Raw genomic sequence first — 26,819 nt, forward strand, 5'->3', positions numbered from 1 at the left:
CTTTTGCGGGATGGCAGTGGGGAGACGAAAGGCAATGGTGCACCAGGATGGCCTGCACGACCCGCACGATCGCCACGTTCTCGTAACCCCCTGTGACGCCCCACCCGCGCCGAAGTTCAGTCGCTCACGCTGTCACTCGCCGCCGATGCGCACCACGTGCGCCTCGCGCGGATCGACACGGCCCGCGTGCAGGTCGGCGATCACGGCCTGCGCATGCGCGAAGCCACTGCCTTGCGCGAGCGTCATCCAGCGGTTGCCCGGGCGGCTCAGCTCGGCGATGAAGCGGCCCTGCGCGTCGTTGAAGCGGCGATTGACCTCCTGCGGGCCCCAGTCGGCATTGCGCTTGCGGATCTGCACGGGCGCGAAGTAGAGCTTCGGCGTGGGGCCGGGCAGCGCACTGGTGTCGCCGAGGAATTCAGTCTTCTGCGCCGAGCCCGCATAGCAGTCGTACACCAGCGATTCGCCGAAGTGGTGGTGCACGGTGGCGCGCAGGTCGTCGTGGCCCGCGAAGTCGACGTACAGCGTGGGCACGTCGGCCGCGAGCGTGGCGATCTCGCCGTAGGCCACCGTGCGGTCGTAGCAGCCCAGCGCCTCGACGAAGGCGCGGTTGCCTTCCGACGTGGCCGCGATCAGCTGCAGGCCCTCGCGGCGGCCGAGGCAGAAGGCCGTGCCGAACGCGGTCTTGCTCGATGCGCTCGACACCACCACCTGCGTCGCACCGAAGAAGCCGTTGTCTTCGAGAAAGTCGGCCAGCATGAACGAGGTGATGAACAGCGGGCGCACCAGCATCTGGTAGTCCTCCAGCGCGGCGACGTAGCCCGCGTCGTGGCTGCAGCGCATGTACTGGTTGTAGGCCGACACCAGCTCGCTGCGGTGTGGCGCGCCGTCGTAGAAGCCGCGCGGCGTCACGCGCACCGGCTGCATGCGCAGGTGGCTCGCAATGGGAAAGTAGCCGTAGAAGCGCTCGCCCACGGCCACGCCTTCGACATTCGATGCCACCACGTCGGCAAAGCCCCAGGCCGGCATGTGGCCCCAGTCGGCATCGCCGGTGGGGAAGAACTGCCAGTACTTCATCACGGCATCGCCGAAGGCCGCGTAGGTGATGTTGTTGGTGGTGAGCGAGAAGCGCTCGATCTGCATCAGCACCTCGCCCGGCTGCAGAGTGCCGGCGTCTTCCGAAGTGACGATGCGGGTGGTTCCGAGTGCGTTCTTGCGCGTTTCGAGGCGGGTTAAAGTGAATGCGTTGTTCATTCGCAAACTGTAGGACGGCCCGCTTCGCCGCGGGTTCGGAAACCTGGTCCATGCCCGCCGCACCCCGCTCCAAGCCCCTGAAACGCCCCACCCAGGCGCGCGGCAAGTTCACCGTGCAGGCCATCTACGACGCCTTTGTTCGGATTTGGCGCGCGCAGGGCTGGGAGGGCGTGACCACGCGCGCCGTGGCGCTCGAAACCGGCATCGCCGTCGGCACCTTCTACGACTACTTTCCCGACAAGGAAGCCCTGCTCTCGGGCTATGTGCGCCACTGCGTCGAGGCGCTGCTCACGCGGCTCGACGCGGACGTGATCGCGCCTTCAGGCATCGACTGGCGCGAACGTACGCAGCGCCTCGTGCGCCTCACCTGCGACACGCACCTCGACGGCTTGCCCGCCTTCGACCACGAGATGCTGATGCTCGAGCACCGCGTGGCCGAACCCAAGCACCACCGCCGCGTGTACGACGAGCTGCTCGCACACTGGACGCAGGCCTTCGCCGCCTGCCGCGACCTGCAGCCGCCGCCCTCGCCCGCCACCGTGCAGGCGCTGCTGACCGCCGCCTGGGGCGGGCGTCGCTACCGGCTGCTGGTGCAGCCCGACGACGCGACGGGTGACGCCTGGGTCGCCGAAATGGAGGCGATGGTCATGGCGCGGCTGTTGGCGCGCTGAGCGCCTGCAGCCACGCCAGCGTGCCCTGCAGCTCGGCCGGGCGGATCTCGTGCGCGCCCGGGAAGTCCGAGCCCGACAGCGCCAGCGGCAGCCCGCGCGCCAGCTCGCGCGTGGCCTGTGCGGCGCTCGGCGGAATCACGTTGTCGGCGCTGCCGTGACTCACCCACAGCGCCTTGCCCGCGAAGGCCTCGGGCGGCGCAATGTGCGGCACCACCTCGGGCAGCAGCCGGCTGTGCCACACCAGCGCGGCGCGCAGCTTCTCGGGCTGCGTGAGCAGCAGCGAGAGCGACATGATCCCGCCCTGGCTGAAGCCGCCGACCACCACGCGCTCGGGCGGGATGCCCAGCTGCTGCGACGCCGACGTGACCATCTCGCCGATGAGGAAGCGGCTTTCGCGCTCCTGTTCTTCGTCGATGCGGCGCCCGCCGTCGGCCAGCACCTGGAACTCGAACCACGCGTAGGAACCGGGCGACAGCACATACGGCGCGCGCAGGCTCAGCACGTGGAACTGCGGCGGCATCATGCGCGCCAGCCCGAACAGGTCTTGCTCGTTGCTGCCCACGCCGTGCATCAGCACGAGCAGCCAGGGTTCAGGGCCGCCCGAGGGTGCGGGATGGTGCAGGAACTGCAGGGGCAGATGGAGCGATGTCATGGGTCGGAAGGGTCTGGAAAAAAATGACGGACGGCGCGGCTCAGCGAAAGCCCTTGGCCAGCGCCCGCGTGACCTCGGCCGAGGACACCTCGCGGCAGCCGGTGGCGTTCTGCCCCGACCACAGCGGAGAAAAATCGCCGCTGCCCTGCGCCTCGGCCTTCGCGCGCAGCGGCGCGATGCCCGAGGTGGCGAGCGGAAATTCCGGCGCCGGGCCGATGGGCCCCAGCTCGCGCATCACGCGGTTGACGATGCCGCGCGCGGGTCGGCCGGTGAACAGGTTGGTGAGCGCCGTGTGGCGCGCGGCCTCGCTCTTCAGCGCCGCGCGGTGCAGTGCGCTGGTCATGGCCTCGGGCGTCAGCAGATAGGCCGTGCCGACCTGCACGCCGGCCGCGCCCAGCGCCATGGCCGCAGCCACGCCGTCGGCATCCGCGATGCCGCCGGCCGCGATCACCGGCACCTTCAATGCGCGCACCAGCTGCGGCAGCAGCGCGAAGGTGCCGAGCTGCTTGGTGAGGTCGTGCGACAGGAAATGGCCACGGTGCCCGCCGGCCTCCAGCCCCTGCGCGATGACCGCGTCGACGCCCTTCGCCTCGAGCCACAGCGCCTCGTCGACGGTGGTGGCCGAAACCAGCACCTTCGCGCCCCAGCCGCGCACCTTGGCCAGCAGCGGCTCGGGCGGCAGCCCGAAATGGAAGCTCACCACCGGCGGCTTGAACTCGGCCAGCAGGTCGGCCACCTCGGCGCTGAAGGGGTTGCGCCCGGGGCCGGTCGGGATGCCCGCGGGGTCGATGCCGAACTCGGCGTAGTACGGCCCCAGCGCGGCGCGCCAGGCGGCCTCGCGTGCCTCGTCCGGCGTGGGCGGGGTGTGGGCAAAGAAGTTGACGTTGAAGGGCTTGTCGGTGCCCGCGCGGATCGCCGCGAGTTCGCTGCGCATCGCGTCGGGGCCGAGCATCGCGCACGGCAGCGACCCCAGCGCGCCTTCGTTGCACACCGCGATCGCCATCGCGCTGGCCTGCGCGCCGGCCATCGGCGCCTGGATCAATGGAAGTTCGGTGCCGAGGATCTGTTGCAACGTCGTCATTCGGGGTGCGCTCCTGTGTCCGTGTGTCGAATGCACGGCATTGTCCGGCCAAGCCGTTGAGCGCGGCGCCCGCGGGGTCATCGGGCAGCGGGACAGGTCAGCAGCAGCGCGCAGCCTGCCGCAGGCTCACTCCTCGCTGGTCCACTCCACCTGCACGCCCAGGCTGCGCAGGTTTTCCACGAAGCGCGGATGCGCGCGCCGGATCGGCGTGGCGTTGCGGATCTCGGACTTGCCCTCGATGCTCGCGGCCACCATGAACAGCGCGATCGCCACGCGGATGATGTAGGGACTCTCGACCACCGCCGGCGTGAGCGCGTGGCCGCCGAAGGTGATGAGCCGGTGCGGGTCGGACGAGAACACGTGCGCGCCGAACTTCGACAGCTCGCCGGTCCAGCCCAGCGCGCCGTCGTACACCTTGTTCCAGAACATCGCGTTGCCCTGCGCGCGCACGCCCAGCGCAATGAAGATCGGCAGCAGGTCGACCGGGAAGTACGGCCACGGCGCGGCCTCCACCTTGGTGAGCACGTTGCTGGTGAACGGCGTCTGCACCTTCAGCGGGCCGCTGCGGATGGCGCGCGACCAGCCGTCGGCATGCTCGATCTGCACGCCGAACTTGGCAAAGGTGCGGTCGATGAGCGGAAAGTTGCCCGGCGCGCTGTTGCGCACCACGACGTCGCCGCCGGTGATCGCGCCCAGCGCCAGGAAGGTGGTGATCTCGTGGAAGTCTTCGTCGAAGCGGAACTCGCCGCCGCCCAGCGCGCCCCCGCCATGCACCGTGAGCCGCGAGGTGCCCATGCCCTCGATGCGCACGCCGATCATGGCCATGAAGCGGCAGAACTCCTGCACATGCGGCTCCGAGGCCGCGTTGGTGAGCGTCGAGGTGCCGCCCGCGGCGGCCGCGCACAGCACGAAGTTCTCGGTGGTCGTCACCGAGGCGTAGTCGAGCCAGTGGTCGGTGGGCGTGAGCCGGCCGGGCGCATACACCAGCAGCGAGCCCTCGGTGCGCTCCACCTGGCCGCCGAAGCGCTGGAACACCTCGACGTGCGGATCGATCTCGCGCACGCCCAGCGTGCAGCCCTTGACGTTGTCTTCCAGCCGCGCCACGCCGAAGCGCGCCAGGAGCGGCGGCACCAGCATGATCGACGAGCGCATTTCCTCGGGCAGGCGGTGGAGCGCCGCATCGAAGGTGGTGGCGCGGTGGTGCAGTTCGAGCGTGCCGCTCTCGTGGTCCATGCGGACCTCGCTGCCCAGCGTGCGGAAGATGTCGAGGATCTTGCGCACGTCGGTGATGTCGGGCACCCCGTGCAGCCGCAGCGGCTCGCCGGTGAGCAAGGTGGCGCACAGCACCGGCAGCACCGCGTTCTTGTTGGCGGAGGGAATGATGCGGCCGCGAAGGGGCGTACCGCCGTGCACGATGAGGTTGGACATGAAGGGGGGCGAACAGAGGGGGCGAAGGCACGAACTGTTCGCGCCGGACGGCGGAACTTTACCGTTGGAAACGACGGGTTTCCGGGGGCTCAGTTGTAAGAATTTGGAAACGCCCGCGGCGCACTGGTGCGGCCGCGGCGTTTGCCTGGGAGGCCGGTCAGGCCTTGCGCTGGAAGCCCGGCGCCTGGTCGACTTCGGTCGGCTTGTAGATCTTGTGCGCCGCCGTCGCGCTGCCCGCGTCGGCCACCACCAGCAGGCGCCACAGCGGCTCGCGCACGGCGCACAGGCTTTCCTCGGGCGTGAGCGCGAAGGTCGGCAGCGCCGGGGCGGTGCCCTTCACGACCACCTTGAGCAGCATCGCGCCCTTGGCGTTCGACACCTCGATGTCGTAGCCCAGCGCCTTGCTGGTGACGTCTTCCGCGTTGTAGCCGTAGCCCTTGAAGTGGCCCATGACGTAGGCCATGGCGGCGGCCTGCACGGCGTCCGTCGTGGTCGGGCCGGCCGGGGCCGCGTCGGCGTCGTCGGCCGCCGGCACGCCGCCGCGGGCCTTGGCGGCCGTGATGTCGGCCTCGGTCGGCACCCAGCCGCGCGCGCCGCGCACCAGCACGGCGAGCTGCTGCTCGGGTTCCCAGCTCGCGACGTGCCATTCGGCGTCGTCGCGCACGCGGGTGGACACCTTGGCGCTCTTGTTGCTCTCGAGCTCGGCAATGGCCACGCGGTTGGTCTGCAGCACGGCGCGGAAGCCCTGGCCGGCGTCGAAGGTGCGCTTGAGCAGGGCCAGGCGGTCCTTGGCGCGCTGCGCCTGCTGGGCGCTGCGCACGCCGCCGCCGGGGCGGCGCTGGGCGTCGAGCGATTCCAGGTAGAACCAGCGGCCACCGGCCGCGACGCTCACGTACTCGCCCCAGATGGTGGCGATGACGTTGTCGCCGGTGGCGAGCCAGGCGTGCTCGAACGGCTTGTCGCGTGCGTCGAACACCCCCATCTTGGCGACGATTTCGACCGGCGTGAGGCGCGGTCCGGAGAGCCGCATCTCATCGATGGCGGCGAGCACGGAGGGGTCGACTTCCTTGTCCATTCAGCGGAATTCTGGCGAGTTGGGAGGGGGTGGGAGTATGCCGCATCGGCCGTCGCTCCCCGGTGCCCGGTGCCCCGCCGCGTGTACCCTCCGTGCCTTGAAAGCCCTCGCATGCACGACCTGCTGACCTCCTATTTCTGGCACGGCGACACGCTGCGCAGCCGCAGCGTGAGCGGCATCGTGCACGCGGCCCTGCTCGACGTGCCCGAGCCCCCGGCCCGCCTCGTGGCCGACTGGCAGCGGGAGATCGCCACGAACGTGCCGCTCGAACCCGGTGATGTCGAGCCCATGCCGCTGGCCCGCGCACGCGCGCGCTGGCCCGACTACGCGCAGTGCGTGCAGGCGATGTCCGGCTGGCTGGGCACGCTCGGCCTGCCCGCCACGCTGCTGCCCGCCAGCGACGTCGCCCTGATGGCCTGCCGCGGCGCGCGCTACCACCACGACGGCGCGCAGTACGGCGGCGCGGCCTTCTGCAACCTGTTCCTCAGTGAAGACAAGGGCCTGGACGTGCATTTCCCCGTCACGGGCCATCGAATTCCGCTCACCCGGGGCACGGCCCTGCTGTTCGACACGGGCCAGCCCCACGCCGTCGTGCCGCGCGGCAGCGTCCACGGTTTCGATGCGGCCGACTTCCCGTCTTCGCTCGATCGCACGCAGCTGTTCCTGACCTGGGAGCTGTCGATCGAAGACGCGCAGGTGGCGCGCCTGCTCGGCGTCGGCTTCGATGTCGATCCGGTCACCGCGTCGCAGCTCGATGAAGAGCAGGTCCGGGTGAACGGCGAACCGGCGCAGGTCTGCGCGAACTCCGGGCGCTGGCTCAGCGGCACGTAGCGAACGAACGATCAATCGCCCTGGCGGTAGTGAGTCCCCGGCCGCGCCGCCGAATCGATGATGTCCCGCCACGACTTGCCCGCGCTGCGCAGTTGCTCGATCGACGGGCCCAGCGTGTTGCCGTAGCGGCTGTGCGACCTGGCTTCGAGGGCCTGCAACGCGTCCGAGGGCGTCAGCGCGCGGTAGTGCAGCTTGAGATCGTCCCGCTGCGCGAAGATCCAGCGCGCCACCTGTTCTTCACTCACACCATCGGCCAGCATCCGCTCGGCAGCAGGACCGAGCGCGGCCACGGCCGCTTCGTAGGTCTGGCGTACGTTGAGGTCTGCCATGCGGACTCTGGAGTGGATGTGACGGGCGATTCGGCCCATTGTGCATACGACGAGGACGCTACAGTGGCTGTCCCCACATCTCTTTTCGTGCATGCCCGGAGCCCCGACGATGCGCCACCTCTTCAATGTGTTCGGCCGTACCCTGCGCGTCGAAATGACCGATGCCCGCTGGCGCAGCCACTGGGTCGGCGCCGACGGAAAACTGGGCCTCGCCCAGCTCGCGATTCCACCGGACGTGGCGCCGGCCGACCTCGCGCAGTACCTCTACGACATCTACCACGAGAACGCGACGCCGACGAACGGCGATGTCTTCGAGATCGGGGCGAAGTGAGCTTGGCGCGACTATCGCTGTGCAGCCGCCGTCGATGAGCGACAAAACGCCAGCCAGGCCACGCCGCCGAACGCCAGCACGAACACAAGCAACGGCAACACCTCCCGGGCCCTGAAGCCCTCGCTCACGAGGTTGCCAAGCAAGGTCCACGGCACCAGCGGAAACGCAAGCAGCACCACCACCGCAGGCACATGCGCATGCAGCGGAAAAAGAACCAGCGCAACAGCCGTCGACAGCAGGCTCGCCACCAGGTACGCGAACAGAAGCTTGAACACCACTTTCATGCGGCGATTCTGACCGCCTCCTTGCCCAAGCCGGGGTGACAGATGACACGGCAATCTGCTACACCTCGCGGTACCCACCCGTCCCCCTGCGCAAGGAGATCCGACCGATGGCCCCAGCCAAGAAGCGCGTCGCCGCGAAGAAGCCCTCGCCCGCTGATACGAAAGTCCCCAGGATGCCGCACGGGGTGCTGACGCCGGCGCTGTCGTCCGGCAGCGTGCGGCTCCACGTAACCGGCCAGATCAAGCTCCTCAACAGCTGGGTCGACCTCCCGCCCGAGATGGCCGCCGCGATGGTGGCGCAGTCGGCACAGGCCGATGCACCCGCCGCGGGCCACCTGCCGGGCGAGGCCTCCCCCGCCCTCACCGCCGCGCTCGCCGGCACGGCCGATGCGCTGTGCACGCGGCTCTCCCCCGTGTCGACCTTCGGGCTCGCGCAACTGCAGCGCCTGCCGATGGACGTCGAGACCTCGATGGACCCGCGCCTCCAACTGGCGGTGATGAACCGCCGCGCGGGCAAGCAGAGCATGCCGATCTCGTCCGCCGACGGCGACTCGGTGCCGGTGGTGGCGCGCGTCACCAGCCATGCCGAGTGGGCCGACATTCCCGACGTCGATGCGGGCTCCGACATCGGGACCGCCGACGACGGCACGGTGCTCGTCACGGGCCGCATTCCGCTGGGCAAGGCCGAGGCGATCCGCCAGCATCCGGCCGTGCTCAGCATGAAGGCCTCGCAGCCCGTGCTGCCGGCGCTGAACAACACGATCGCCTCGATGGGGGTACAGGCCGACAACCCCGCGCTCGCCGGCACGGCGGGCGGCGCCGGCGTGGTGATCGGCGTGGTCGATTCGGGCGGCGACTTCGCGCACCAGAACTTCCTGAAAGCCAACGGCAAGACGCGCCTGCTGGCGCTGTGGCAGCAAGGCGCGCCGGCCAAGGCGAACAGCCCCTACGGCTACGGCCGGCTCTTCGAGGCGGCGGACATCGACAAGGCGCTGAAGAAGGCCGACCCGTACAAGGCGCTGGGCTACGACCCCGGCGCGGGCATGCCGGGCAGCCCGGGTTCGCACGGCACGCATGTGATGGACATCGCCGGCGGCAACGGCCGGGGTTCGCTGCAACCCGGCGTGGCGCCCAAGGCCGACCTGATCTTCGTCGAGATGTCGGCCCGCGACATCGCCTGGACCGGCCACAACGCCGTGTTCAGCTCCTTCGGCGATTCGGTGCAGATGCTCGAAGCGGTGAAGTTCATCTTCGACCGGGCCGGCGACAGGCCCTGCGTCGTCAACCTGAGCCTGGGCACCAACGGCGGCCCGCACGACGGCACCTCGCTGGTCGAGCAGGGTTTCGATGCGCTCGTGTCGCAAAAGCCCAACCGCGCGATCGTGCTGGCGGCGGGCAATTCGCAGGAAGACAACACGCACACGGCGGGCACGGTGACCGGCAACGGGCACCTGGATGTGTCGTGGACCCTGGTCAACGGCAAGGGCGGCGAGTTCGAGCTCTGGTACGGCGGCAGCCAGCGCCTGCGCGCCGAGCTGCTGGGCCCCGATGGCGAGGTGCTGGCCAGCGTCGCACCGGGCGAAAACTTTCCGCTCGGCGCGGGCAACGGCGAGATCGCCGCGTTCCTCAGCAGCCGCATCACCGACCCGAACAACAAGGACAACGTGATCGGCATCTGGCTCGCACCCAACTGGCCCGACGGCGAGTTCAAGGTGCGGCTGCACGCCCTGGCCGCCGACGACGTGCCGTTCCACGCCTGGATCGAGCGCCTGGACAGCGGCCAGTCGTACTTCGGCCAGCCGGTGAAGTCGCACCTGTTGGGCTCGCTGTCGACAGGAAAACTGTCGATCGTGGTCGGCGCGTACGACGCGCGCAAGACGGGCGAGCCGGCCGCCAGCTTCTCGAGCGCGGGCCCGACGCGCGACGGCCGGCCCAAGCCCGAGGTCAGTGCCCCCGGCGTGCAGGTGAAGGCCGCGCAGTCGCGCACGAAGGACGGCATGGTGAAGAAGTCGGGCACCAGCATGGCGGCGCCGGCGGTGACGGGGCTGGTCGCGCTGATGCTGGCCAAGGCCCACAAAGCGGGCAAGAAGCTGACCATCGCCGATATCCGCGCCAGGCTGAAGGCAGGCGTCAAGCCCGGCGCGGGGCCGGCCGGCTGGGACCCGCAGCGCGGCGACGGCCGCGCCGGCAGCGGCGCGATCTGACGACTCAGCCATGACCCCCACGCCCGGTGCGGTTGTGCCGAACCCGAGCGGGGGGTGTAATCTGTGTTCCCGCCCCCATCTGCCCTCTCATGCCCATCGACTTGCGCTCGCTCAAGAAGCTCGACTTTTCGGCCGCCCCCGCGCCGGTGTCGGGCGAGCGCGTCGTCGTGCTGGTCAAGCTGTGCGAGGGCGCCGAGCGCCCGGACTACATCGCCGCGCGCGCCGACATCTCGCCGGGCCTGTTCTCGGCCGAGATTCCGCTGGACAAGCTCCAGCAACTCGAAGCCGACCCGGCCGTCGAGTCGGTCGAGCTGTCGCGCCGGCTGCCCAACATCTCCTGACACGCGACCCACCCGGGTCGCTGCCTTCGCGCATGCCATGCCGGCAGGCGCCCGCACACGCGTGCCCCACAACAACCCAGCCCAAGGAACACCCATGAAAGTGCTCGACGATGCCGCGCGCGCGGCGGTCCGGTCGGTGATCGCCACCCACCAGGCGCAGCTGGCCGCTCTGCCCGGCTACGTGGCGGCGGAGCCGGGCTTTCCGCTGGTCGACGGCCGCTTCCTGCGCGAGCCCGCCGTGATCGTGCTGGTCGACCGCAAGCGCCCCGTGTCGGAGGTGCCCGTGGCCGAGCGCGCGCCCCGGCAGCTCGGCCCCTACCGCGTCTGCGTGATGCAGGCCGACCCGGCGCGGCAGCTGGCCGCCAGCACGGACTTCGAGGACACGGTGAACGCGCTCGCCGAAGCGGCCGTCAACCTCGTCTACAAGCCGCCTGCGGGCCAGCCCATCGACAAGGTCTACAACGTGAAGCAGCCCTTCCTGTGCCACGTCGGCCCCGATGCGGGGTGGCCGGTGCTGCGGCCCTTTCTCGAAGGCACGACGCGTTCGCTGTCGGTGGCGATGTACGACTTCAACGCCGACCACGTCGCCCAGGTCTTCATCGACCTCGTGCGCGACGGCGGCATCGCGGCGGCGCTGAGCTGGGACGACGGCATGACGAAAGAAGAACAGGTCATCCGCAAGAAGCTGCGCAAGCTGCAGCAGGAGGCCGACTTCACCGCCTGGCTCGTGCAGTGCGGCAAGGGCCGTCGCTTCGCCAGCGCGTACCACGAGAAAGTGGCGGTGCGCGACGGCAAGGCCTTCTGGTTGTCGAGCGGCAACTGGAGCAAGCGCAGCCAGCCCGACATCGACCCCGTGTCCACGCCCGCGCAGGCCAAGGGCATGTTCAGCAAGGGCAACCGCGAGTGGCATGTGATCTGCAACGACGCCGTGCTCTCGAAGGTCTTCGAGAAGTACATCCTGCACGACCTCAAGGCCTCCGAGAAGGAAGAAGCCGACGGCGCCGCCGACGCGGCGCTGGACGTGGCGCCCAAGCTCACGCTGCCCGACGTGTTCGTGCCGCTCGACCACCTGCTGGAGCAGGCCGTGGCCTTCGCGGGGCCCGTCGTGCCGGTCGAACCCGCGCGGCTGCCGGCGGTGAAGACCACGGTGAAAGTGCAGCCCGTGCTCACGCCGGACAACTACCTGCCGCACATCAACGCGCTCATCGACAGCGCCCAGGTCTCGCTGTACCTGCAGTTCGCCTACATCACCTGGAGCGATGCCGACAAGGACGCGGACTTTCGCGCGCTGCTGCGCAAGCTGGCGCAGCGCAGCACCGAGCCGGGCCTCGACCTGCGCATCATCCTGGGCAGCACCAGCGCGGCCGACAACATCCGCAAGCTGGTCGAGGCAGGTTGCAGCCAGGACGTGTTCCGCGTCCAGGGCAGCATCCACAACAAGGGCATCGTCGTGGACGGCCAGGCGGTGCTGGTGAGCAGCACCAACTGGTCGGGCGACGGCGTGCTGCGCAACCGCGACGCCGGGCTGATCATCCACAACGAAGAAGTGGCGCAGTACTACCAGCAGGTCTTTCTCGACGACTGGGACTCGCGCGCCAAAAGCCGCGTGGACGACGACCCGCCGGTGACGCTGGCCTCAGCCGGCACGCCCACGCCGCCGGGCATGGTGCGCATGTCGTGGAGCGACTATCACGGGTGAGGCAACGGGCCGTCCGGTGCCGCCTCGATGAAATCCACCGAGTGCAGCACCCGCCGCAGCTCCGGATCGTCCGAGGCCTGCCAGGCCGGCAGCTGCGCCAGGAAGTGCGCGATGAAGCGCGCCGCCGCGTGCGACGGCGCCTCCTGCGCGCGGCGCACGATGCCCACGACGTTGCTGTGGAAGCGCTCGCGCAGCTGCAAGGTCACGAGCGCATGGCGCAGGCTCTCGGTTTCCACCAGCGGCCAGGGGCAGAAGGTGAGCATGTCGGTCTTGCGCACGAGGCCCAGCATCATCGACGGCGAATGCGCCAGCTGGATGCGCTGCACGGGTGCGGCCAGGCCGTGCTGGCGGAACAGGTTGTCGAGAAAGCTCGCGCCCTCGCCCGGCGTGAAGTTGAGCACCCAGTCGTCCTGCAGCAGCTCGGCCATCGACTGCGCACCGGCCCGCGGATGGCCGCGGCGCGCCACCACGGTCATGTCGTAGCGGAACAGCGGCTGCGCCTGCAGCCCCTGCATGGCCTCGTCGGGGCCGATGCGGCCGATCAGCAGGTCGAGGCTGCCTTCGCGCAGCCGCGGGTAGCTGAGCGCCGACAGGCCGTCGAACATCTCGAGCTGCACGTGCGGCAGCTCTTCGCGAAACAGCGACACCACGCGCGGCAGCAGGGTCTGCGTGATCCAGGGCGTGATGGCCACGGTCAGGCGCTGTTGCGCGCCGGTGTCGCGGTGGCGTGAGAGCGTGTCTTCGGCCTGGCGCAGCTGGGCCAGCACGCGCTGCGCATGTTCGAGCAGCTCCAGCCCGGCCGGCGTGAAGGCGATGCCGCCGCCGTGGCGCGTGAACAGCGCCACCTGCGCATGCGCCTCGAGTTCGCGCAGGCCCTGCGTGACCGTGGCCTGGGTGACGCCCAGTGCCCGCGCGGCGGCGCGGATGCTGCCTTCGGAGGCGACAGCGGCGAGATAGCGGAGCTGGTGCAGCTTCATGGCGGCCGATTATCCGCAGCCGTCCGCAGCGACAGGCGCCGCCCGCCTCCGCATGGCGGCGCCTGTCTGCCCCGGCGGGCAGCGAATTCCTAGACTCGCCGCAAGACAGCAAGGAGACAGATTCCCCCATGACGACCTACACCGTCGACAACGCCGCCGCCCTCGAGAGCGTGCTGCCCGCCGTGCGCGAGATCGCGCCCGAGATGGTCGGCCTGCGCCACCGCATCCACGCGCACCCCGAACTGGCGTACGAAGAGCACGTCACCAGCGAGCTGGTGGCCACGCGCCTGGCCGAGTGGGGTTACGAAGTGCACCGCGGCCTGGCCGGCACCGGTGTGGTCGCCACGCTGACATGCGGCACGGGCACGCGGCGCCTGGGCCTGCGCGCCGACATGGACGCGCTGCCGATCCAGGAAGCCACCGGCCTGCCCTATGCCAGCCAGGTGCCCGGCAAGATGCACGCCTGCGGCCACGACGGCCACACCAGCATCCTGCTGGCCGCCGCGCGCGTCATCGCGCAGGAGCGCGGCTTCGACGGCACGTTGCACCTGATCTTCCAGCCGGCCGAGGAAGGCCTGGGCGGCGGGCGCCGCATGGTGGAAGAAGGCCTGTTCGAGCGCTTTCCCTGCGACGCCATCTTCGCGCTGCACAACATGCCCGGCTTTCCGGCGGGCAAGTTCGGCTTCAAGGAAGGCTCGTTCATGGCCTCGTCCGACTCGGTGACGATCACGGTGACGGGGCGCGGCGGACACGGCTCGGCGCCGCACCTGTCGGCCGACCCGGTGGTGGCGGCGGCGCACATCGTCGTGGCGCTGCAGACCATCGTGTCGCGCAACGTCGACCCGCGCGAGATGGCGGTGGTGTCAGTGGGCGCGATCCACGGCGGCGACGCGCCCAACGTGATTGCCGACAGCGTGCAGATGCGCCTCACGGTGCGCGCCTACCGCCCCGAGATCCGCGCCATGCTGCGCGAGCGCATCACCGAGCTGGCGCAGGCGCAGGCCGTCACGCTCGGCGTGAAGGCCGAGGTGGACTACCACTGGCGCTACCCCGCGCTGGTGAACGACGAGGAATCCACCCGCTTCGCACGGCAGGTCGCGCGCGACTGGCTGGGCGACGACGGCCTGCTGCCGCCGCTGGCGCCGCTCACGGGCAGCGAAGACTTCTCCTTCATGCTGGAGCGCTGCCCCGGCAGCTACCTGATCGTGGGCAACGGCGAAGGCGAGCACCACCGCACCGGCGGCTGCATGGTCCACAACCCCGGCTACGACTTCAACGACGCGATCCTGCCGATCGCGGCCAGCTACTGGGTGCAGCTGGTGCGGCGCTTCCTGGGCGCGCAGGCCTGAGCGGGCCTTCTCCTTTCCCACTCTTTCGTACTGGAACCGCGATGACCCGTCTTCCTTCTTCTTCCGTTTCGCGCCGCGCGGTCTTGAGCGCGCTCAGCGCCGCCGCCGTCTGTGCCGCCGCCCCCGCGTTCGCGCAGGGTACCTACCCCGCCAAGCCCATCAAGCTGCTGGTCGGCTACGCGCCGGGCGGCTCGGTCGACATGGCCGCGCGCGTGGCGGCGGACATTCTTTCGGCCAAGCTCGGTGCGACGGTGGTGGTCGAGAACGTGACCGGCGCCGCGGGCGTGGTCGCGGCGCAGCGCGCGGTGAGCAGCCCGGCCGACGGCTACACGCTGCTGGCCGGCTCCAGCAACGAAATGGCAGCCACGGTGCTGGTGAACCCCGCGCAGCGCTACGACCCGGTGAAAGACCTGACCCCGGTCAGCCTGCTCGCCTTCGCGCCCGTGCTGCTGGTGGCGAGTCCGAAGGTGGGCGTGAAGAACCTCGACGAGTTCATCGCCCTGGCCAAACGCAACCCCGGCAAGTTCAGCTACGGCAGCTCGGGCGTGGGCTCGACGCTGCACTTCGTGGGTGAGCAGATCAAGCAGCGCGCGGGCCTGTTCCTCACGCACATTCCCTACCGCGGCACCGCCCCGCTCACGAGCGACCTGGTCGGCGGCACGCTGGACTTCGCGATCGTGTCGCCCACCGCCGCGGCGCCCTTCCTGCAGGGCGGGCGGATCGTGCCGCTGGGTGTGTCGTCGGCCAAGCGCTTTCCCGGCCTGCCGCAGGTGCCGGCGCTCGGCGAGCATCCGCAGCTGAAGGGCTATGAGCTGAGCGGCTGGTTCGCGCTCGCGGGCCCGAAGGACCTGCCCGCGCCCATCGTGCAGAGCCTGCGCGCGGCGCTGCAGGCCGGCCTGGCGGACCCGGCGATCCGCCGACGGCTGGAAGAAGGCGGCTCCATTCCCGCCACGGGCAAGGAAGACCTCGGGCAGATCATGCGCGAGGACACAGCCAAGTACGCGACGCTGGTGAAGTTCGCGAACATGCGCGACTGAGGCCCGCCGGGTCGTTTCAGCGCGGGGCGTCGCCGCCCTGGCGCTCCTCCACCCACCACTTCGCCTGCGCGGCATTCATCGCGCGCGCGTTGACAATCATTTCCTCGATCTGCGCACGCGTGGCCGGTGAATCGACCATCCACGCGGTCTGCACGGCATGCGCGGGCCCGCCTTCGGCAAGCCGGTATTCCAGACAAAAACGAACCTCATTGCTCATCGGTGATCGAACCCCCTCTCTTCGCCACCGATTCTGTCTGACTCAAGTGAAACAGAACGCTTCTTCGATGCGTCGCAGCCACAGGAAGCGATGGCGTTTTGAGGCCATTCGTTCACAATGATTGCACCGTTGTTGCAGCGGAAAGGAGTGTGAAACCATGTTCGACTTCTTGTTTCGGCCCACCCACACGGCCTATTTGAAACGTGCCTCGGCGCTGCTCGAAGAGGCGCAGATGGCACGCATCGAACACCAGGCTGCCGCAGAGCATCACAGCGCCCTCGCCCGCATGTACGCGGAACGTGCCCGGCGGCTCGAGAACGAGCTGTACCGGCAACCGCGCGCCGCGGAGCACGGCACCGAGGCAGTGGCGGTCGCGGTGGAAGACCGCCCGCAGCTGTACTCGCTGGATGGCAGCCGCAAGGCGACGACGCATCCGGCCGGCAGCTGACGCCGGCCCGCGCGATCGCCTCGAGGTCGCGCCCGGCGACAAGGGTGCGGCTGTGCCGATGCGGTGATCCGGGGTGATGTAATCCGGCTCCCCGGCCTTCACCGCGAGAACCCCATGCGCTTCATTGCCTGCATCGCCGCCTGCGCGGCCCTGGCCCTGTCCCAAGCCCACGCGCAAACCGCCGCGCCTTACGACGGCCCGCTGTTCGACACCCACCTGCACTACAACCAGGAAGCCTGGGACGGCACCGCCGGCCCCTTCCCGCCCACCGAGGCGCTCGCGCGCATGCAGCGCAACCAGGTGAAGGCCATCATCGCGAACTCGCGGCCCAACGCCGGCACGCAGACCCTGGCCGCCGCGCGCGAAACCCGCGCCGCCGGCGTCACCGTGGTGCCCTTCGTGCGCCTGTACCGCAACCGCGACGACTACAACAACTGGTTCCGCGACGAGACCATCCACGAGATGGTGCTGGCCGAACTGGCGCGCGGCACGGCCAGCGGCCCCTACCGCGGGCTCGGCGAATTCCATCTGTACGAGAGCGCCAACGCCAACGGCCCGGTGGCGAAGAAGCTCATCGCGCTGGCCGAAGAGAAAAAGCTCGCCGTGCTCGCGCACGTGGACGATGTGGCCGTCGACCTGCTGATGGCGAACGCGCCGTCGAAGGGCCGTGCGCTGCGCCTCATCTGGGCCCACACCGGCATCGGCGGCACGCCGGTCGAGCGCGTGCAGGCGATGCTGGAGCGCTACCCGCTGCTGATGGGCGAACTCTCGTACCGCCCCGGCCTGACCTGCGAGGACGGGCGCCTGTGCCCCGAATGGCACGCGCTGATCCTCAAGCACCCCGATCGCTTCATGGTCGGCTCCGACACCTGGGTCAACCAGCGCTGGAGCGCCTACGACGAGATCATGCGCGGCTACCGCACCTGGCTGGGCGACCTGCCGCCCGCCGTGGCGCAGCGCATCGCCTGGGGCAACGCGGCGGCGCTGTTCGACCTGCGCTGAGGCGGACCATCTCAGGCAGCCTGATCGCGCCGCGCGGCCACCTCGCGCAGCCGCTGGTGCGCGGCGCCGTCCCACGCGACCGGCTGCTGGTTCTTCGCGCACAGGTAGTGGTGCGTGAACACGCCCAGGTAGGCGTCCAGCGTCTGCTGAGCGGCCTGCTCGCCCGCCAGGTCCATGCACATCGCCGCCACCTCGCTGGTGCAGAAGTGGTCGCTGCGGCCGGAGTTGCGCAGCTTGTACTGCGTGATCTGCTCGGGCTGCAGGCTCAGCACCGGCAGCCGGTCGAGGTAGGGGCTGCGGCGAAACATCTTGCGCGCCTCGGCCCAGGTCGCGTCGAACAGAATGAACAGCGGGCGCTTCGCGACGCCGCCACCGGCCGCATCAGGCGATGCAGGAACGCCCAGCACCACGCGCTCGGGCGCCGCGTACTGCCCCGGGAACACCACATAGGGCTGCCATTGCGGGTCGCCCAGCAGCGCCAGTAGCGCGGGATCGGTCTCGGTGCGGGCCCAGCCGAAGGCGAAGGTGTCGGCCACCACGTCGGCCACCAGCCACCCGGTGTTGGTGGGCTTGAGCGGCTCGATGTCGGCCATGAGCAAGCACACCCCCGCGCGCGTGGCCACCGGAGGGCGCACGGCGCACATGCAATGGCTGGGCACCAGCCGGCAGCCCGCACAGCGCTCGCGCTTGAAACCGCCACGGGCAAGAAAAGGCTTGGCGCTGCGCGCCAGGCGCGCGGCGCGAAGGAGGGAGACGGCGTGAGGCATGCACCGATTCTCGGTGGCGTTGCCGTCGCAAGGCGGCCCCTGCCCTCACCGACACTGACGCGATGCCTCGGGATCAGGGCGTGCGAACCGGCGTGACCTTGCGGATCAGGTTGTTGAAGGTGTCGGCCACGTACAGATTGCCAGCGGCATCCACCGTCACCCCATAAGGCTGCTTGAACGTGGCTGCCGTGCCGATGCCGTTTTGCGCGCCCAGCACACCAGGCTGGCCGGCGATCGTGGAGACCACGCCCGCCGGCGTGATCTTGCGCAGCAGGCTGTTGCCCGTGTCGGCCACGTAGATGATGCCGTCGCTGTCCACCGTCAGGCCGCTCGGCTGGTGGAAAGATGCCGAGTTGCCGGCCCCGTCGGCCGCCCCGGCCTGCCCCGAACCCGCCAGCGTCGTGACCACGCCACCGGGCGTGATCTTGCGGATGCGGTTGTTGCCGCCATCGGCAACGTAGACGGTCCCGCCCGCGTCGACCGCGATGCCATAGGCCATATTGAAAGACGCCGCGCTCCCGGTGCCGTCGGCGAAACCCAGCGCACCCGAACCGGCCAGCGTGGTGACGTCGCCAGCAGGCGTGATCTTGCGAATGACGGCGCCGAAGAGTTCGGTCACGTAGAGGTTGCCGGCGGCATCTGTAGCGACCGACGCAGGTGCATTGAACGTGGCGGAAGTGCCATGACCATCGAGCGAACTGCTGTTGCCGTTCCCGGCGAACGTGGTCACGTCAGCTGCCGGCGTGATCTTGCGGATGCGGTTGCCGTTGAATTCCGTTGCATAGGCATTGCCCGCAGCATCCAGCACAAGACCGGCCAGCCCCGCGAACGATGCGGCCGTGCCGTTGCCATCCCCCGAGCCACCACCGGCACCGCCGCCCGCAAAGATCGAGACATCGCCGGCAGGCGAGATCTTTCGCACGAGATTGGTTCCTACGTCGGACACGAGCAGGCCGCCGCTCTTGCCGACGACCACGCTGTACGGGAGGTAGAACGATGCGGCGGTCCCGTTGCCATCGACCGAGCCGGTGGTACCCGATCCGGCGAACGTGGACACCTGCGCCTGCACCGCCGAGCACGCGACCGCCACGTCACCGACGTCGGCCGCCGCCTTGCCGCTGCCCTTGCTGACGGTGCAGAACTGCCACAGCGGCTGGGTGCGTACGCTGACCTCGTAGGCCGCACCTTCGACGAGCGCGGTGGTAAAGGTGAACTTGCCATCGGCCGTGAGCTTCAGGTCGTCGCCCGCATTGTTCTGGAGCACCAGGCTGCCGGTGAGGCCAGTAACGGTGCCGCCGACCGTGTGGGTCACGACCACGGGAGGCGCCGGCTCAGGCTGCGGCTGTGCCGGCGCGACGATCGGCAGGAAACCCGCGCCACCGCCGCCTCCCCCACCACCGCCGCAGGCCGCCAGCAGCACGATCACACCGGCCATGGCGCTGCAGCGCCCGTAAAAACTCGCTCGCTTGGAAAGCATCCGACGCCTCTTTGGAGAAACCCGCTCTCCGGCTGGAGCGCCCAATTGTTTCTGAATGTCTATTTTTGTAATTGCCGTGCGCCGGGACCATCCCCGAAAACAAGTAAATGCGGCGACGCTTGTCCCTGCGGCCGCGCGGTAGCGGGAACGAACGACGCGTCCGGAAAAGATCGGGAATGAGGGTTGCCCTCGGGGCCGTCAGACCAGCCGCAGGTCCTTCGTCGCCGCACCGCCAAACACCCGCGCCACCTGCGCACTCGACAGCCCGTACATCCGCTGGAACAACCCGCCCAGCACCGCCCGGTACTCGTTGAGCACCGCGTGGTCGCGGTTCTGGAACAGCGTGGCCTGCGTCAGCGGCTGCTGTTCGCCCACGACGCGCCCGCCCGCCTGCGCGGCCAGGCCGCCGCCGAGCACCCAGTACACGGTGCCGTGCCCGTGGTCGGTGCCGCGGTTGCCGTTCTCGCGGAAGGTGCGGCCGAACTCGCTGACGACGACCACCACGGTCTGGCGCCAGGCAGGCTCGCCCATCTCCTGCGCGAAGCCCGCCACGCCGCGGCCCAGTTCTTCGAAACGGTTGGCCAGGTAGCCCTTGGCCGCGCCCTGCCCCACGTGGGTGTCCCAGCCGCCGACGTCGACAAAGCCGATGTCGAAGCGCTCGCGCATCAAGAGCGCCATGCGGCGCGCGACCTGCTCGAAGCCCTTGGGGCTCATGGCGTTGCGGCTGGCGGCGTCCATCTCGGCCTGCATGGCGCGCACCACCTCGTCGCGCACCTGGAAGCCCTCGGCCACGGGCTGCGCGAGCGCGGTGTTGCGGTACATCGACGCAATGATCTGGCTCTGCCGCGCATCGAGGGCCTGCCGCGCCACGCCCGCGAGCGCCATGTTGGCGGCCTTGGCGTCGTCGCCGCGCAGCACGATGGGCAGCTGGTCGGTGAAGGCGATGGGCGACACGTCGGCCAGCGGTCCGGCGCCGAGCACGCCGGCCAGCCGGTTGAGAAAGCCCGAGCGGTAGTCGCGCCGCGCGTTGTCGGGCGCCACGCCCAGCTCGATGGCGTCCTGCGTCTCGAAGTGGCTGCGCGTGAGGTCGTCGGTGCCGGCGAAGGCGATGAAGGCCGCCTGCTTGCGCTGGTACAGCGGCAGCACGCTCTGCGCGAGCGCGGGGTGCAGGCCCCAGTCGCCGCCATCGAGCGGCAACGCGCCGTCGGGCGTGCCGGGCCGGGGGATGGCGATGTTGGGCCGCGAGGCGTAATAGAAGTCGCTGTTCGCGGTGGGCACCAGCAGGCTGGTGCTGTCGTAGGCGCCGCGCAGGAACACGACGAGCAGCTTGGTGCCCTCGGCAGCGGGCGCGGCGACCGCGCGCGCTGCGGCGCCGGCCAGCGGCGTGGCGGCGATGAGTTGCAGCAGGTGTCGACGTTGCATGGTGGTCCCTCTTTCAACGCCGCATCAGCTCGGGTGATGCGAGCAGGAAGGTGTTCCACTCCGGCGGGCTCTTCGCCTGCGCGAGCGCCTGTTGCGTGTCGGCGCTCAGGCCGGGTTGCAGCGCACGCACGGCGCGCGACTCGGCCAGCGGCGGAAACGGCGGCTTCTCGAGCGGCGCCTTGTCGTCGGTGCGGAACAGCACGGCGCCGCCCGTGCCGATGGCGCGCGCGATTTCGAAGCGGGTGTTCATCTGGCCCGCGCTGGCCCAGGCGGCCTCGTTGAGCGGGTAGCCGTCGGGCGTCTCGTGGGCGTACAGGGTCTCGCCCATGCGGTTGATCCAGCCGATCATCGGCGTGGTGTTGAGCACCACGCGCTCGTCGTAGGCCAGCCGCACGCCCGCCACCACGTAGTGCACGGGGTCGCGGAACTTGCGGCCCAGCGAGGCGGCGAACTCGCGCGACTCGAACAGCGTCTGCAGGGTGGCGGCGATGTCGCCGTCGCTGCGCGTGAAGGTGGCGGCCATGCGATCGACCAGCGCGGGCGGCGGCTCGTCGGCCACGAAGTACACGGCGAGCTTGCGCGAGATGAAGCGCGCGGTGGCCGGCGCACGCGCCAGGCGGTCGAGCGCCTCGTCGGTCTCGGCCAGGCCGCGCACTTGAATGGGCTGGCCCAGGAAGGTCTTCGGGCCGTAGTCGTGCCGGTTCGGGTGGAACTCGAACAGGCCCTGGCGCACGTAGTCGGCGCGCACGGCCGGGCGCATCGCGGGCGGCGCCGCATCGGGCGGCTGCACGCTGACGCCCACGCCGGTCAGCACGCGCGCCAGCTCCTGCACGTCGGCCTGCGTGTAGCCGCCGCCCACGCCGAGCGTGTGCAGCTCCATGAGCTCGCGTGCGTAGTTCTCGTTGATGCGATTGGCGGCGTTCTGCGCGTTGTCGAGGTAGCGCAGCATGGCCGGATGCCGCGCGGTGGCGCCCAGCAGGTCGCGGAACTTGCCGAGCGCGTGCGGACGGATGGCGTTCTCTTCGTAGTCGCCGACCATCGCGCGCACCAGGTCCTTGCGGATGCTGACGCTGAAGTGGTTCATCCAGAACCAGGTCATCTGCTCCTGCAGCTGGTTGGGCGAGTACAGCGCGCGCAGCAGGAAGCGCTGCTGCGCCTCGCGCGCGAGGGTGTTGAGTTCCTGCTGGTAGGCCGTGCGCGCGGCCTTCTTCGCTTCTTCGTCGGGCAAGGCGTCGGCAGCCTTGCGCCGGGCGTCGAGCGCGAAGACGAGCTGGTCGAGCGGCGTGCGCGAGATGGCCATGGCGTCGATCTGGGCCTGCGCCGCCGCGGGCAGCAGACGCGGCGCGGGGCGCAACTGGCGGCCCATCCAGCGCGGCAGGCCGTCGCGCGCCAGTTCGGCCTGGCTGCCGGCGTTGGCGCCCCAGCTCACACGATCGAGCCAGCGCAATTGCGCGGCGGGCGTGTCGGCGGCATGGCCCAGCGCCGTGAGCGGCGGGCCCTCGGGCCGCAGCAGGCCGGTGGAACAGGCGGTGAGCGCCAGCACGGCGGCCAGTGTCACGGCGATCGCGCGCGAGCGGTGCAGCTTCGGAAACGGCATGCGGTCGATCATGAACCGATCAACCGCTTCGCGATGTAGGCGGTTGACCGACCTCGGCCCGCGCTCAGGTAAAGCTGAAGGTCAGCTTCGTTTCAGGACGAAACGCCGGGGCCGCGGCCCTGCGCCTTCAGGCCGTGGCGGTGCGGCTGGGCTCCGCGCCCGCAATCTGCCGCAGCGCGCGCTCGAACACCTCGACCGGCTGGCCGCCGGAGATCAGGTGCTGGTCGTTGATGATGATCGCGGGCACCGAATGGATACCGGCGTCGGTGTACAGGCGCTCGCGTTCGCGGGTTTCCTGTGCGAACTCGTCGCCGGCCAAAATCTCGCGGGCCCGCGCCGCGTCGAGCCCCGCCTCGGTCGCCGCGCGCACCAGCACCTCGATGTCCGAAGGGTTCTGGCTGTCGGTGAAGTAGGCCTTCAGCAGCAGCTTCTTGAGCGCCACCTGCTTGGCCGGGTCTTCCAGCTCGGCCCAGTGCAGCAGGCGGTGGGCGTTGAAGGTGTTGTACACGCGGGGCCGGCCCCCGGCGCTGAACTCGAAGCCGACGGCCGCGCCGCGCTGGCGGATCGCCTCGCGGGCCTGGGCCTGCTGCTCGCGCGAGGAGCCGTACTTCTGGTTCAGGTGCTCGAAGGTGTCCTGGCCTTCGGGCGGCATCTGCGGGTTCAGCTCGAAGGGCTGGAAATGCAGTTCGGCCGTGACCTCCGGCGCCACCCGTTTCAGGGCGGCTTCGAGTGCGCCAAGGCCCACGGCGCACCAGGGGCAGGAGACATCGGAGACGAAATCGATCTTGAGATGGGCGGTCATGGCGCCATTCTTCATGGCGCCACAACCCCTTTGTGCGCGCGGGGTCTTCAGGCCATGGCCTTGCGGCGCTCGCGCTCCGTGCGGGCGCTGGCCAGCGTTTCTTCGCGCAGCCGGTCGTACTCGGCCTTGTCGACCGGCACGGCGTTCGGGTTGCCCAGGTCGCGCATGTGGACGCGGTAGGTCTCGCGGGCGCTCATGGCGGCCAGCGCGGCCAGCACGGTCACGGCGAAGGTGATGGCACCCACGGTGAACCAGATGTTGGTCGAGCCCGGAGGCGCCACGGCGGCGAACAGCGCGGGCAGCAGCGCGGTGAAGGTGGTGCCGATGTTCTGCGAGATGGCCATGGCCGACACGCGGTTGCGGGTGCGGAACAGCTCCGGGTAGAAGCTCGGGAAGGTCGCGTTGTAGCCCTGGTACACGACGCCCCACATCAAGAGCGACATGCAGATGGCCAGCGGCACGTTCTTGATGCTGATGGCGTACAGGTACACGAACGACAGCAGGCCCGAGGCGAGTGCGCCCACGATGATCGGCGGCTTGCGGCCGATGCGGTCCGACAGGTTGCCCACGAACGGGATCACCAGCACGGCCAGGATGTTGCCCAGCACGGGAATCCACAGGTACACGTCTTTCTGGAAGCCGATGCCGTAGGCGGCCTGCACTGCGTAGGCCGCGCCGAACACGGTGGCGACCACGGGAATCACGTTCATCAGCGCCATGCAGATCACGCGCAGCATGTCGCCCCAGCTGTCGGTCAGCGCCTGAACGATCGGCGCCTTGGCCACTTCGCCCTTCTGGTCGACTTCGGCGAAGGCCGGCGTCTCGTCGACCTCGCGGCGGATGATGTAGCCGGCCACGATCACGATGAAGCTCAGCAGGAACGGAATGCGCCAGCCCCACGAGTTGAAGGACTCTTCAGGCATGTAGTGCGCCAGCGGCAGGAACACGGCGGCCGCCAGGATCTGGCCGGCCTGCACGCCCTGCAAGGTGAAGCTCGCGAAGAAGCCGCGGCGCCCGAACGGCGCGTGCTCCAGGATCATCGAGCTCGCACCCGAGATTTCGCCGGCCACCGCGAAGCCCTGCACCAGGCGCAGGAACACCAGCAGCGCCGGGGCCAGCAGGCCGACCTGGTCGTAGGTCGGCAACAGGCCCACGGCCACGGTCGAGAAGCCCATCAGGAACATGCACAGCACCAGCACCTGCTTGCGCCCGTGCGTGTCGCCCCAATGGCCGAGCACGAAGGCGCCGATGGGGCGCGCGACATAGCCCACACCGTAGGTCGCGAGCGACGCGATGATGGCCGTGGTCGGGTCGCCCTTGGGAAAGAAGATCTGCGGAAAGATCAGCGCCGCGGCGGTGGCGTAGATGAAGAAGTCGTAGTACTCCAGCGCCGAGCCGATCCAGCCGCTGGCGGCGGCTTTCCTCGACTGGTGCTTGCCTTGCGGCTCTTTGGCGGATGGGTGGGCCATGGGTTGTCTCCAGTGGTGTGACGAAGGTATCGGATGCGAGGGGAAAAAATCAGTCTTGTTGTTGGGGCTGCTGCGCCTGCGACGCCATGCGCGCGGGTGCGTTGAGCGCGCCGTAGGCGTCGTAGCCGCCCACGCGCTGCGCGACCTCGAAGAAGAGGCCGCCGTCGAAACTCTCGGTGTAGATGTGCAGGTAGTCGCCGGCCGCCGAGCGGTCGAACAGCACGCCCGCTTCGCGCATGCGCGCCAGCAGCTCGGGCGCCACGTCGATGCGCGTGGCCAGGTCGTCGTAGTAGTTGTCCGAGATCGGCACGAAGCGCGTGCCGTTGGCGCGCAGCCGGGCCACGGTGTCGAAGATGTCGTCGCAATCGAGCGCGATGTGGTGCACGGCGCCGCCGCCGGTCACGCTCAGCGTGCGCGCGGTGCGCGTGCGCTGGCTCAGCGACACGTTCAGCACCAGGCGCAGGCTGCGGTCGGCATTGGCCACGCCACGGCTGCGGATCAAGCCGAAGGGATCGGCCAGCTCCAGGCTCTCGCCGGGCTCCAGGCCGAGCACGGCGCGCGTGAACAGCACCCAGGTGTCGAGCTGGTCAAGCGCCAGGCCCAGCGCCACATGGTCGATGCGCGTGAGGCCGGCATCGTGCGCATCGGGCGCTGCGTCCTCGAGGATGAAGTCGGTCTCGTACAGCCCGTTGGCGCCCAGCGCCTCGGGCACGAAATGGATCAGGTTGCCGCCCGGCGCCACGATGGCCGGCACGCGCAATTCGTTGGGACCGACCGGGCTGTCGTGGCGCTGCGAGCGCATGGCGCTGGCGCGGCCCACGGCCGCGAGCGGGTCGGCGCAGCGCACGCCCAGCGCGCAGACCGAGGTGCCGTGCGCCTCGAAACGGCGGCGCGCAAACGAGTCCGGCTGCGCGTTGACGATGAAGTGGATGCCGCCCTGGCGGTACAGCGTGACGGCCTTGGAGCGATGGCGCCCCACACGGCGAAAGCCCAGCTGCCCCAGCAGCGCACCGAGCGTGACGGCAGAGGCCTCGTTGGCCGCGAACTCGATGAACGACAGGCCCGAGAGCGCCGGCGCGGGCGGCGGGTTGAACAGCTCCACGCGCTGCGGCTGCACGGGGGCATTCCCGCTGGCGAGCCGCTCACGCGTTTCGCTTTCGAGGTACAGCAGCGAACGCATCGCATCGACGGCGGTGCGGCGGTTCGGCGTCTCGCGGAAGATGTCGTTGAAGATCTCCAGCGACAGCGGCCCGGTGTAGCCCGCGCGCAGCACCTGCTCGAAGAAGCCGACCACGTCGAAGTCGCCCTGCCCCGGGAACGAGCGGTGGTGGCGCGCCCACTGCAGCACGTCCATCGACAAGAGCGGCGCATCGGCCATCTGCACGAAGAAGATCTTCTCGCCCGGAATCGCGGCGATGCCCGCCGGGTCGTCCTTCAGCGACAGCGTGTGGAAGCTGTCGAGGATCAGCCCGAGGTGCGGGTGGTCGGCGCGCTGCACGATGTCCCAGGCCTGGGCGTAGCGCGAGGTGTGGCGGCCCCAAGCCAGCGCCTCGAAGCCCACGCGCAGGTTGCGGCGCGCGGCGCGTTCGGCCAACTCGTGCAGTTGGGCGGCGGCGCGCGCCGGGTCGTTCACCGACAGCGGCGAGGTGTTGGAGCAGCACAGCACCAGCGGCGCGCCCATGGCTTCCATGAGGTCGAACTTGCGTTCGGCGCGCTCCAGGCTGCGGTGGAACTGCGCCTCGGGCATGCCTTCGAAGTCGCGAAACGGCTGGTACAGGTCGATCGACAGGCCCAGGTCGGCCACGATGCGGCGCAGCTCGGCGGCGGTGCCACGGAAGTTGACGAAATCGGCTTCGAACAGCTCGATGCCGTCGAAGCCCGCGGCCGCAATGGCTTCGAGCTTCTGGCGGAGGGTGCCGCTGAGCGAGACGGTGGCAATGGCGCGGTGCATGGGGATGGACTGTAGAAAGAGCCCGGGCGCGCCACAACGCAAATCAGCCCCTCATGATCGATGATCGCACGCTACCGATCATCATTCGCACGAAATAGGGGTTACACCTAGCCAACACGGGGGTGCG

The 26,819-nt window shown here is 69.7% G+C and carries 26 protein-coding genes; 10 read left to right on the forward strand and 16 right to left on the reverse strand.

The window, feature by feature from the left end; translation table 11 throughout:
* Positions 1-132 precede the first annotated feature (132 nt).
* Positions 133-1,251 carry a DUF2855 family protein gene (locus tag AC3WQR_RS07285; RefSeq protein ID WP_492741584.1) on the reverse strand — a complete coding sequence of 373 codons (1,119 nt, stop codon included), beginning with the start codon at positions 1,249-1,251 and terminating at the stop codon, positions 133-135.
* Between the two features lie 50 nt (positions 1,252-1,301).
* On the opposite strand from AC3WQR_RS07285, the gene AC3WQR_RS07290 reads away from it, so the two are divergent.
* Positions 1,302-1,922 (forward strand): TetR/AcrR family transcriptional regulator, encoded by a 621-nt coding sequence (locus tag AC3WQR_RS07290; protein ID WP_492741585.1) that lies wholly within the window; start codon positions 1,302-1,304, stop codon positions 1,920-1,922.
* On the opposite strand, the gene AC3WQR_RS07295 is transcribed toward AC3WQR_RS07290, so the two are convergent.
* The 4 genes from AC3WQR_RS07295 to AC3WQR_RS07310 all read right to left on the reverse strand — a co-directional run bounded on the left by AC3WQR_RS07295 (position 1,897) and on the right by AC3WQR_RS07310 (position 6,158).
* Positions 1,897-2,574, reverse strand: coding sequence for an alpha/beta hydrolase (locus AC3WQR_RS07295; protein ID WP_070059384.1), 678 nt, complete (start codon positions 2,572-2,574; stop codon positions 1,897-1,899). The genes AC3WQR_RS07290 and AC3WQR_RS07295 overlap by 26 nt on opposite strands.
* 40 nt (positions 2,575-2,614) lie before the next feature.
* Positions 2,615-3,655, reverse strand: coding sequence for an NAD(P)H-dependent flavin oxidoreductase (locus AC3WQR_RS07300; RefSeq protein WP_492685322.1), 1,041 nt, complete (start codon positions 3,653-3,655; stop codon positions 2,615-2,617).
* 126 nt (positions 3,656-3,781) lie between these two features.
* On the reverse strand, positions 3,782-5,083 hold the full coding sequence (locus tag AC3WQR_RS07305; RefSeq protein ID WP_062474398.1) for a UDP-N-acetylglucosamine 1-carboxyvinyltransferase: 1,302 nt from the start codon (positions 5,081-5,083) through the stop codon (positions 3,782-3,784).
* A 157-nt stretch (positions 5,084-5,240) separates the two neighbouring features.
* Complete coding sequence (locus tag AC3WQR_RS07310; protein ID WP_095947426.1) at positions 5,241-6,158, reverse strand: protein NO VEIN domain-containing protein; 918 nt, start codon at positions 6,156-6,158, stop codon at positions 5,241-5,243.
* Positions 6,159-6,269: 111 nt separating this feature from the next.
* On the opposite strand from AC3WQR_RS07310, the gene AC3WQR_RS07315 reads away from it, so the two are divergent.
* On the forward strand, positions 6,270-6,989 hold the full coding sequence (locus tag AC3WQR_RS07315) for a hypothetical protein (protein ID WP_492741586.1): 720 nt from the start codon (positions 6,270-6,272) through the stop codon (positions 6,987-6,989).
* An 11-nt stretch (positions 6,990-7,000) separates the two neighbouring features.
* On the opposite strand, the gene AC3WQR_RS07320 is transcribed toward AC3WQR_RS07315, so the two are convergent.
* Positions 7,001-7,318, reverse strand: a complete 318-nt coding sequence (locus AC3WQR_RS07320) for a hemagglutinin (protein ID WP_492741587.1) — start codon at positions 7,316-7,318, stop codon at positions 7,001-7,003.
* A gap of 109 nt (positions 7,319-7,427) precedes the next feature.
* Here AC3WQR_RS07320 and AC3WQR_RS07325 point away from each other — a divergent pair, with 109 nt between their 5' ends.
* Positions 7,428-7,649, forward strand: a complete 222-nt coding sequence (locus tag AC3WQR_RS07325) for a DUF7661 family protein (RefSeq protein WP_143599026.1) — start codon at positions 7,428-7,430, stop codon at positions 7,647-7,649.
* Positions 7,650-7,660: 11 nt separating this feature from the next.
* Here AC3WQR_RS07325 and AC3WQR_RS07330 read toward each other — a convergent pair whose 3' ends face one another.
* Entirely contained in the window at positions 7,661-7,933 is a 273-nt protein-coding gene (locus tag AC3WQR_RS07330) for a hypothetical protein (RefSeq protein WP_492741588.1), read from the reverse strand.
* 107 nt (positions 7,934-8,040) lie between these two features.
* On the opposite strand from AC3WQR_RS07330, the gene AC3WQR_RS07335 reads away from it, so the two are divergent.
* The 3 genes from AC3WQR_RS07335 to AC3WQR_RS07345 all read left to right on the forward strand — a co-directional run bounded on the left by AC3WQR_RS07335 (position 8,041) and on the right by AC3WQR_RS07345 (position 12,177).
* Positions 8,041-10,137 carry a S8 family serine peptidase gene (locus AC3WQR_RS07335; protein ID WP_159272271.1) on the forward strand — a complete coding sequence of 699 codons (2,097 nt, stop codon included), beginning with the start codon at positions 8,041-8,043 and terminating at the stop codon, positions 10,135-10,137.
* Between the two features lie 89 nt (positions 10,138-10,226).
* Positions 10,227-10,478, forward strand: a complete 252-nt coding sequence (locus tag AC3WQR_RS07340; protein ID WP_070095020.1) for a cell division protein FtsQ/DivIB — start codon at positions 10,227-10,229, stop codon at positions 10,476-10,478.
* A gap of 94 nt (positions 10,479-10,572) precedes the next feature.
* Positions 10,573-12,177, forward strand: a complete 1,605-nt coding sequence (locus AC3WQR_RS07345; RefSeq protein WP_492741590.1) for a phospholipase D-like domain-containing protein — start codon at positions 10,573-10,575, stop codon at positions 12,175-12,177.
* Here the strand turns inward: AC3WQR_RS07345 and AC3WQR_RS07350 are convergent.
* Positions 12,168-13,154: a LysR family transcriptional regulator gene (locus tag AC3WQR_RS07350; protein WP_492741591.1), complete on the reverse strand. Its 987-nt coding sequence runs from the start codon at positions 13,152-13,154 to the stop codon at positions 12,168-12,170. The two genes, AC3WQR_RS07345 and AC3WQR_RS07350, sit on opposite strands and share 10 nt — an antisense overlap.
* A 128-nt stretch (positions 13,155-13,282) precedes the next feature.
* Between AC3WQR_RS07350 and AC3WQR_RS07355 the strand changes: the two genes are divergently transcribed.
* Together AC3WQR_RS07355 and AC3WQR_RS07360 are read left to right on the forward strand one after the other, a co-directional pair.
* Positions 13,283-14,503, forward strand: a complete 1,221-nt coding sequence (locus AC3WQR_RS07355; protein WP_492741592.1) for a M20 aminoacylase family protein — start codon at positions 13,283-13,285, stop codon at positions 14,501-14,503.
* A 41-nt stretch (positions 14,504-14,544) separates the two neighbouring features.
* Positions 14,545-15,540, forward strand: coding sequence for a Bug family tripartite tricarboxylate transporter substrate binding protein (locus AC3WQR_RS07360; RefSeq protein ID WP_492741593.1), 996 nt, complete (start codon positions 14,545-14,547; stop codon positions 15,538-15,540).
* 16 nt (positions 15,541-15,556) lie between these two features.
* Here AC3WQR_RS07360 and AC3WQR_RS07365 read toward each other — a convergent pair whose 3' ends face one another.
* Complete coding sequence (locus AC3WQR_RS07365) at positions 15,557-15,757, reverse strand: hypothetical protein (protein WP_062474379.1); 201 nt, start codon at positions 15,755-15,757, stop codon at positions 15,557-15,559.
* Between the two features lie 157 nt (positions 15,758-15,914).
* On the opposite strand from AC3WQR_RS07365, the gene AC3WQR_RS07370 reads away from it, so the two are divergent.
* Together AC3WQR_RS07370 and AC3WQR_RS07375 are read left to right on the forward strand one after the other, a co-directional pair.
* Positions 15,915-16,205 carry a hypothetical protein gene (locus AC3WQR_RS07370; protein WP_062474377.1) on the forward strand — a complete coding sequence of 97 codons (291 nt, stop codon included), beginning with the start codon at positions 15,915-15,917 and terminating at the stop codon, positions 16,203-16,205.
* Between the two features lie 114 nt (positions 16,206-16,319).
* A complete protein-coding gene (locus tag AC3WQR_RS07375; RefSeq protein ID WP_492741595.1) occupies positions 16,320-17,207 on the forward strand; it encodes an amidohydrolase family protein in 888 nt (295 codons plus the stop codon).
* A gap of 11 nt (positions 17,208-17,218) precedes the next feature.
* Here AC3WQR_RS07375 and AC3WQR_RS07380 read toward each other — a convergent pair whose 3' ends face one another.
* The 7 genes from AC3WQR_RS07380 to AC3WQR_RS07410 all read right to left on the reverse strand — a co-directional run bounded on the left by AC3WQR_RS07380 (position 17,219) and on the right by AC3WQR_RS07410 (position 26,692).
* Positions 17,219-17,974 carry a tRNA-uridine aminocarboxypropyltransferase gene (locus AC3WQR_RS07380; RefSeq protein ID WP_492741597.1) on the reverse strand — a complete coding sequence of 252 codons (756 nt, stop codon included), beginning with the start codon at positions 17,972-17,974 and terminating at the stop codon, positions 17,219-17,221.
* Between the two features lie 73 nt (positions 17,975-18,047).
* Complete coding sequence (locus AC3WQR_RS07385) at positions 18,048-19,451, reverse strand: NHL repeat-containing protein (protein WP_492741599.1); 1,404 nt, start codon at positions 19,449-19,451, stop codon at positions 18,048-18,050.
* A gap of 198 nt (positions 19,452-19,649) precedes the next feature.
* Entirely contained in the window at positions 19,650-20,873 is a 1,224-nt protein-coding gene (locus AC3WQR_RS07390) for a DUF1501 domain-containing protein (RefSeq protein ID WP_492741601.1), read from the reverse strand.
* 13 nt (positions 20,874-20,886) lie between these two features.
* Positions 20,887-22,482 (reverse strand): DUF1800 domain-containing protein, encoded by a 1,596-nt coding sequence (locus AC3WQR_RS07395; RefSeq protein WP_492741603.1) that lies wholly within the window; start codon positions 22,480-22,482, stop codon positions 20,887-20,889.
* 115 nt (positions 22,483-22,597) lie between these two features.
* Positions 22,598-23,272, reverse strand: a complete 675-nt coding sequence (locus AC3WQR_RS07400; RefSeq protein ID WP_492741604.1) for a DsbA family oxidoreductase — start codon at positions 23,270-23,272, stop codon at positions 22,598-22,600.
* Between the two features lie 47 nt (positions 23,273-23,319).
* Positions 23,320-24,741: an MFS transporter gene (locus tag AC3WQR_RS07405; RefSeq protein WP_070059401.1), complete on the reverse strand. Its 1,422-nt coding sequence runs from the start codon at positions 24,739-24,741 to the stop codon at positions 23,320-23,322.
* 49 nt (positions 24,742-24,790) lie between these two features.
* Entirely contained in the window at positions 24,791-26,692 is a 1,902-nt protein-coding gene (locus AC3WQR_RS07410) for a bifunctional sugar phosphate isomerase/epimerase/4-hydroxyphenylpyruvate dioxygenase family protein (RefSeq protein WP_492741605.1), read from the reverse strand.
* Positions 26,693-26,819 lie beyond the last annotated feature (127 nt).

The organism is Variovorax sp. FW305-3-2-15-B-LB1 (assembly GCF_058787635.1).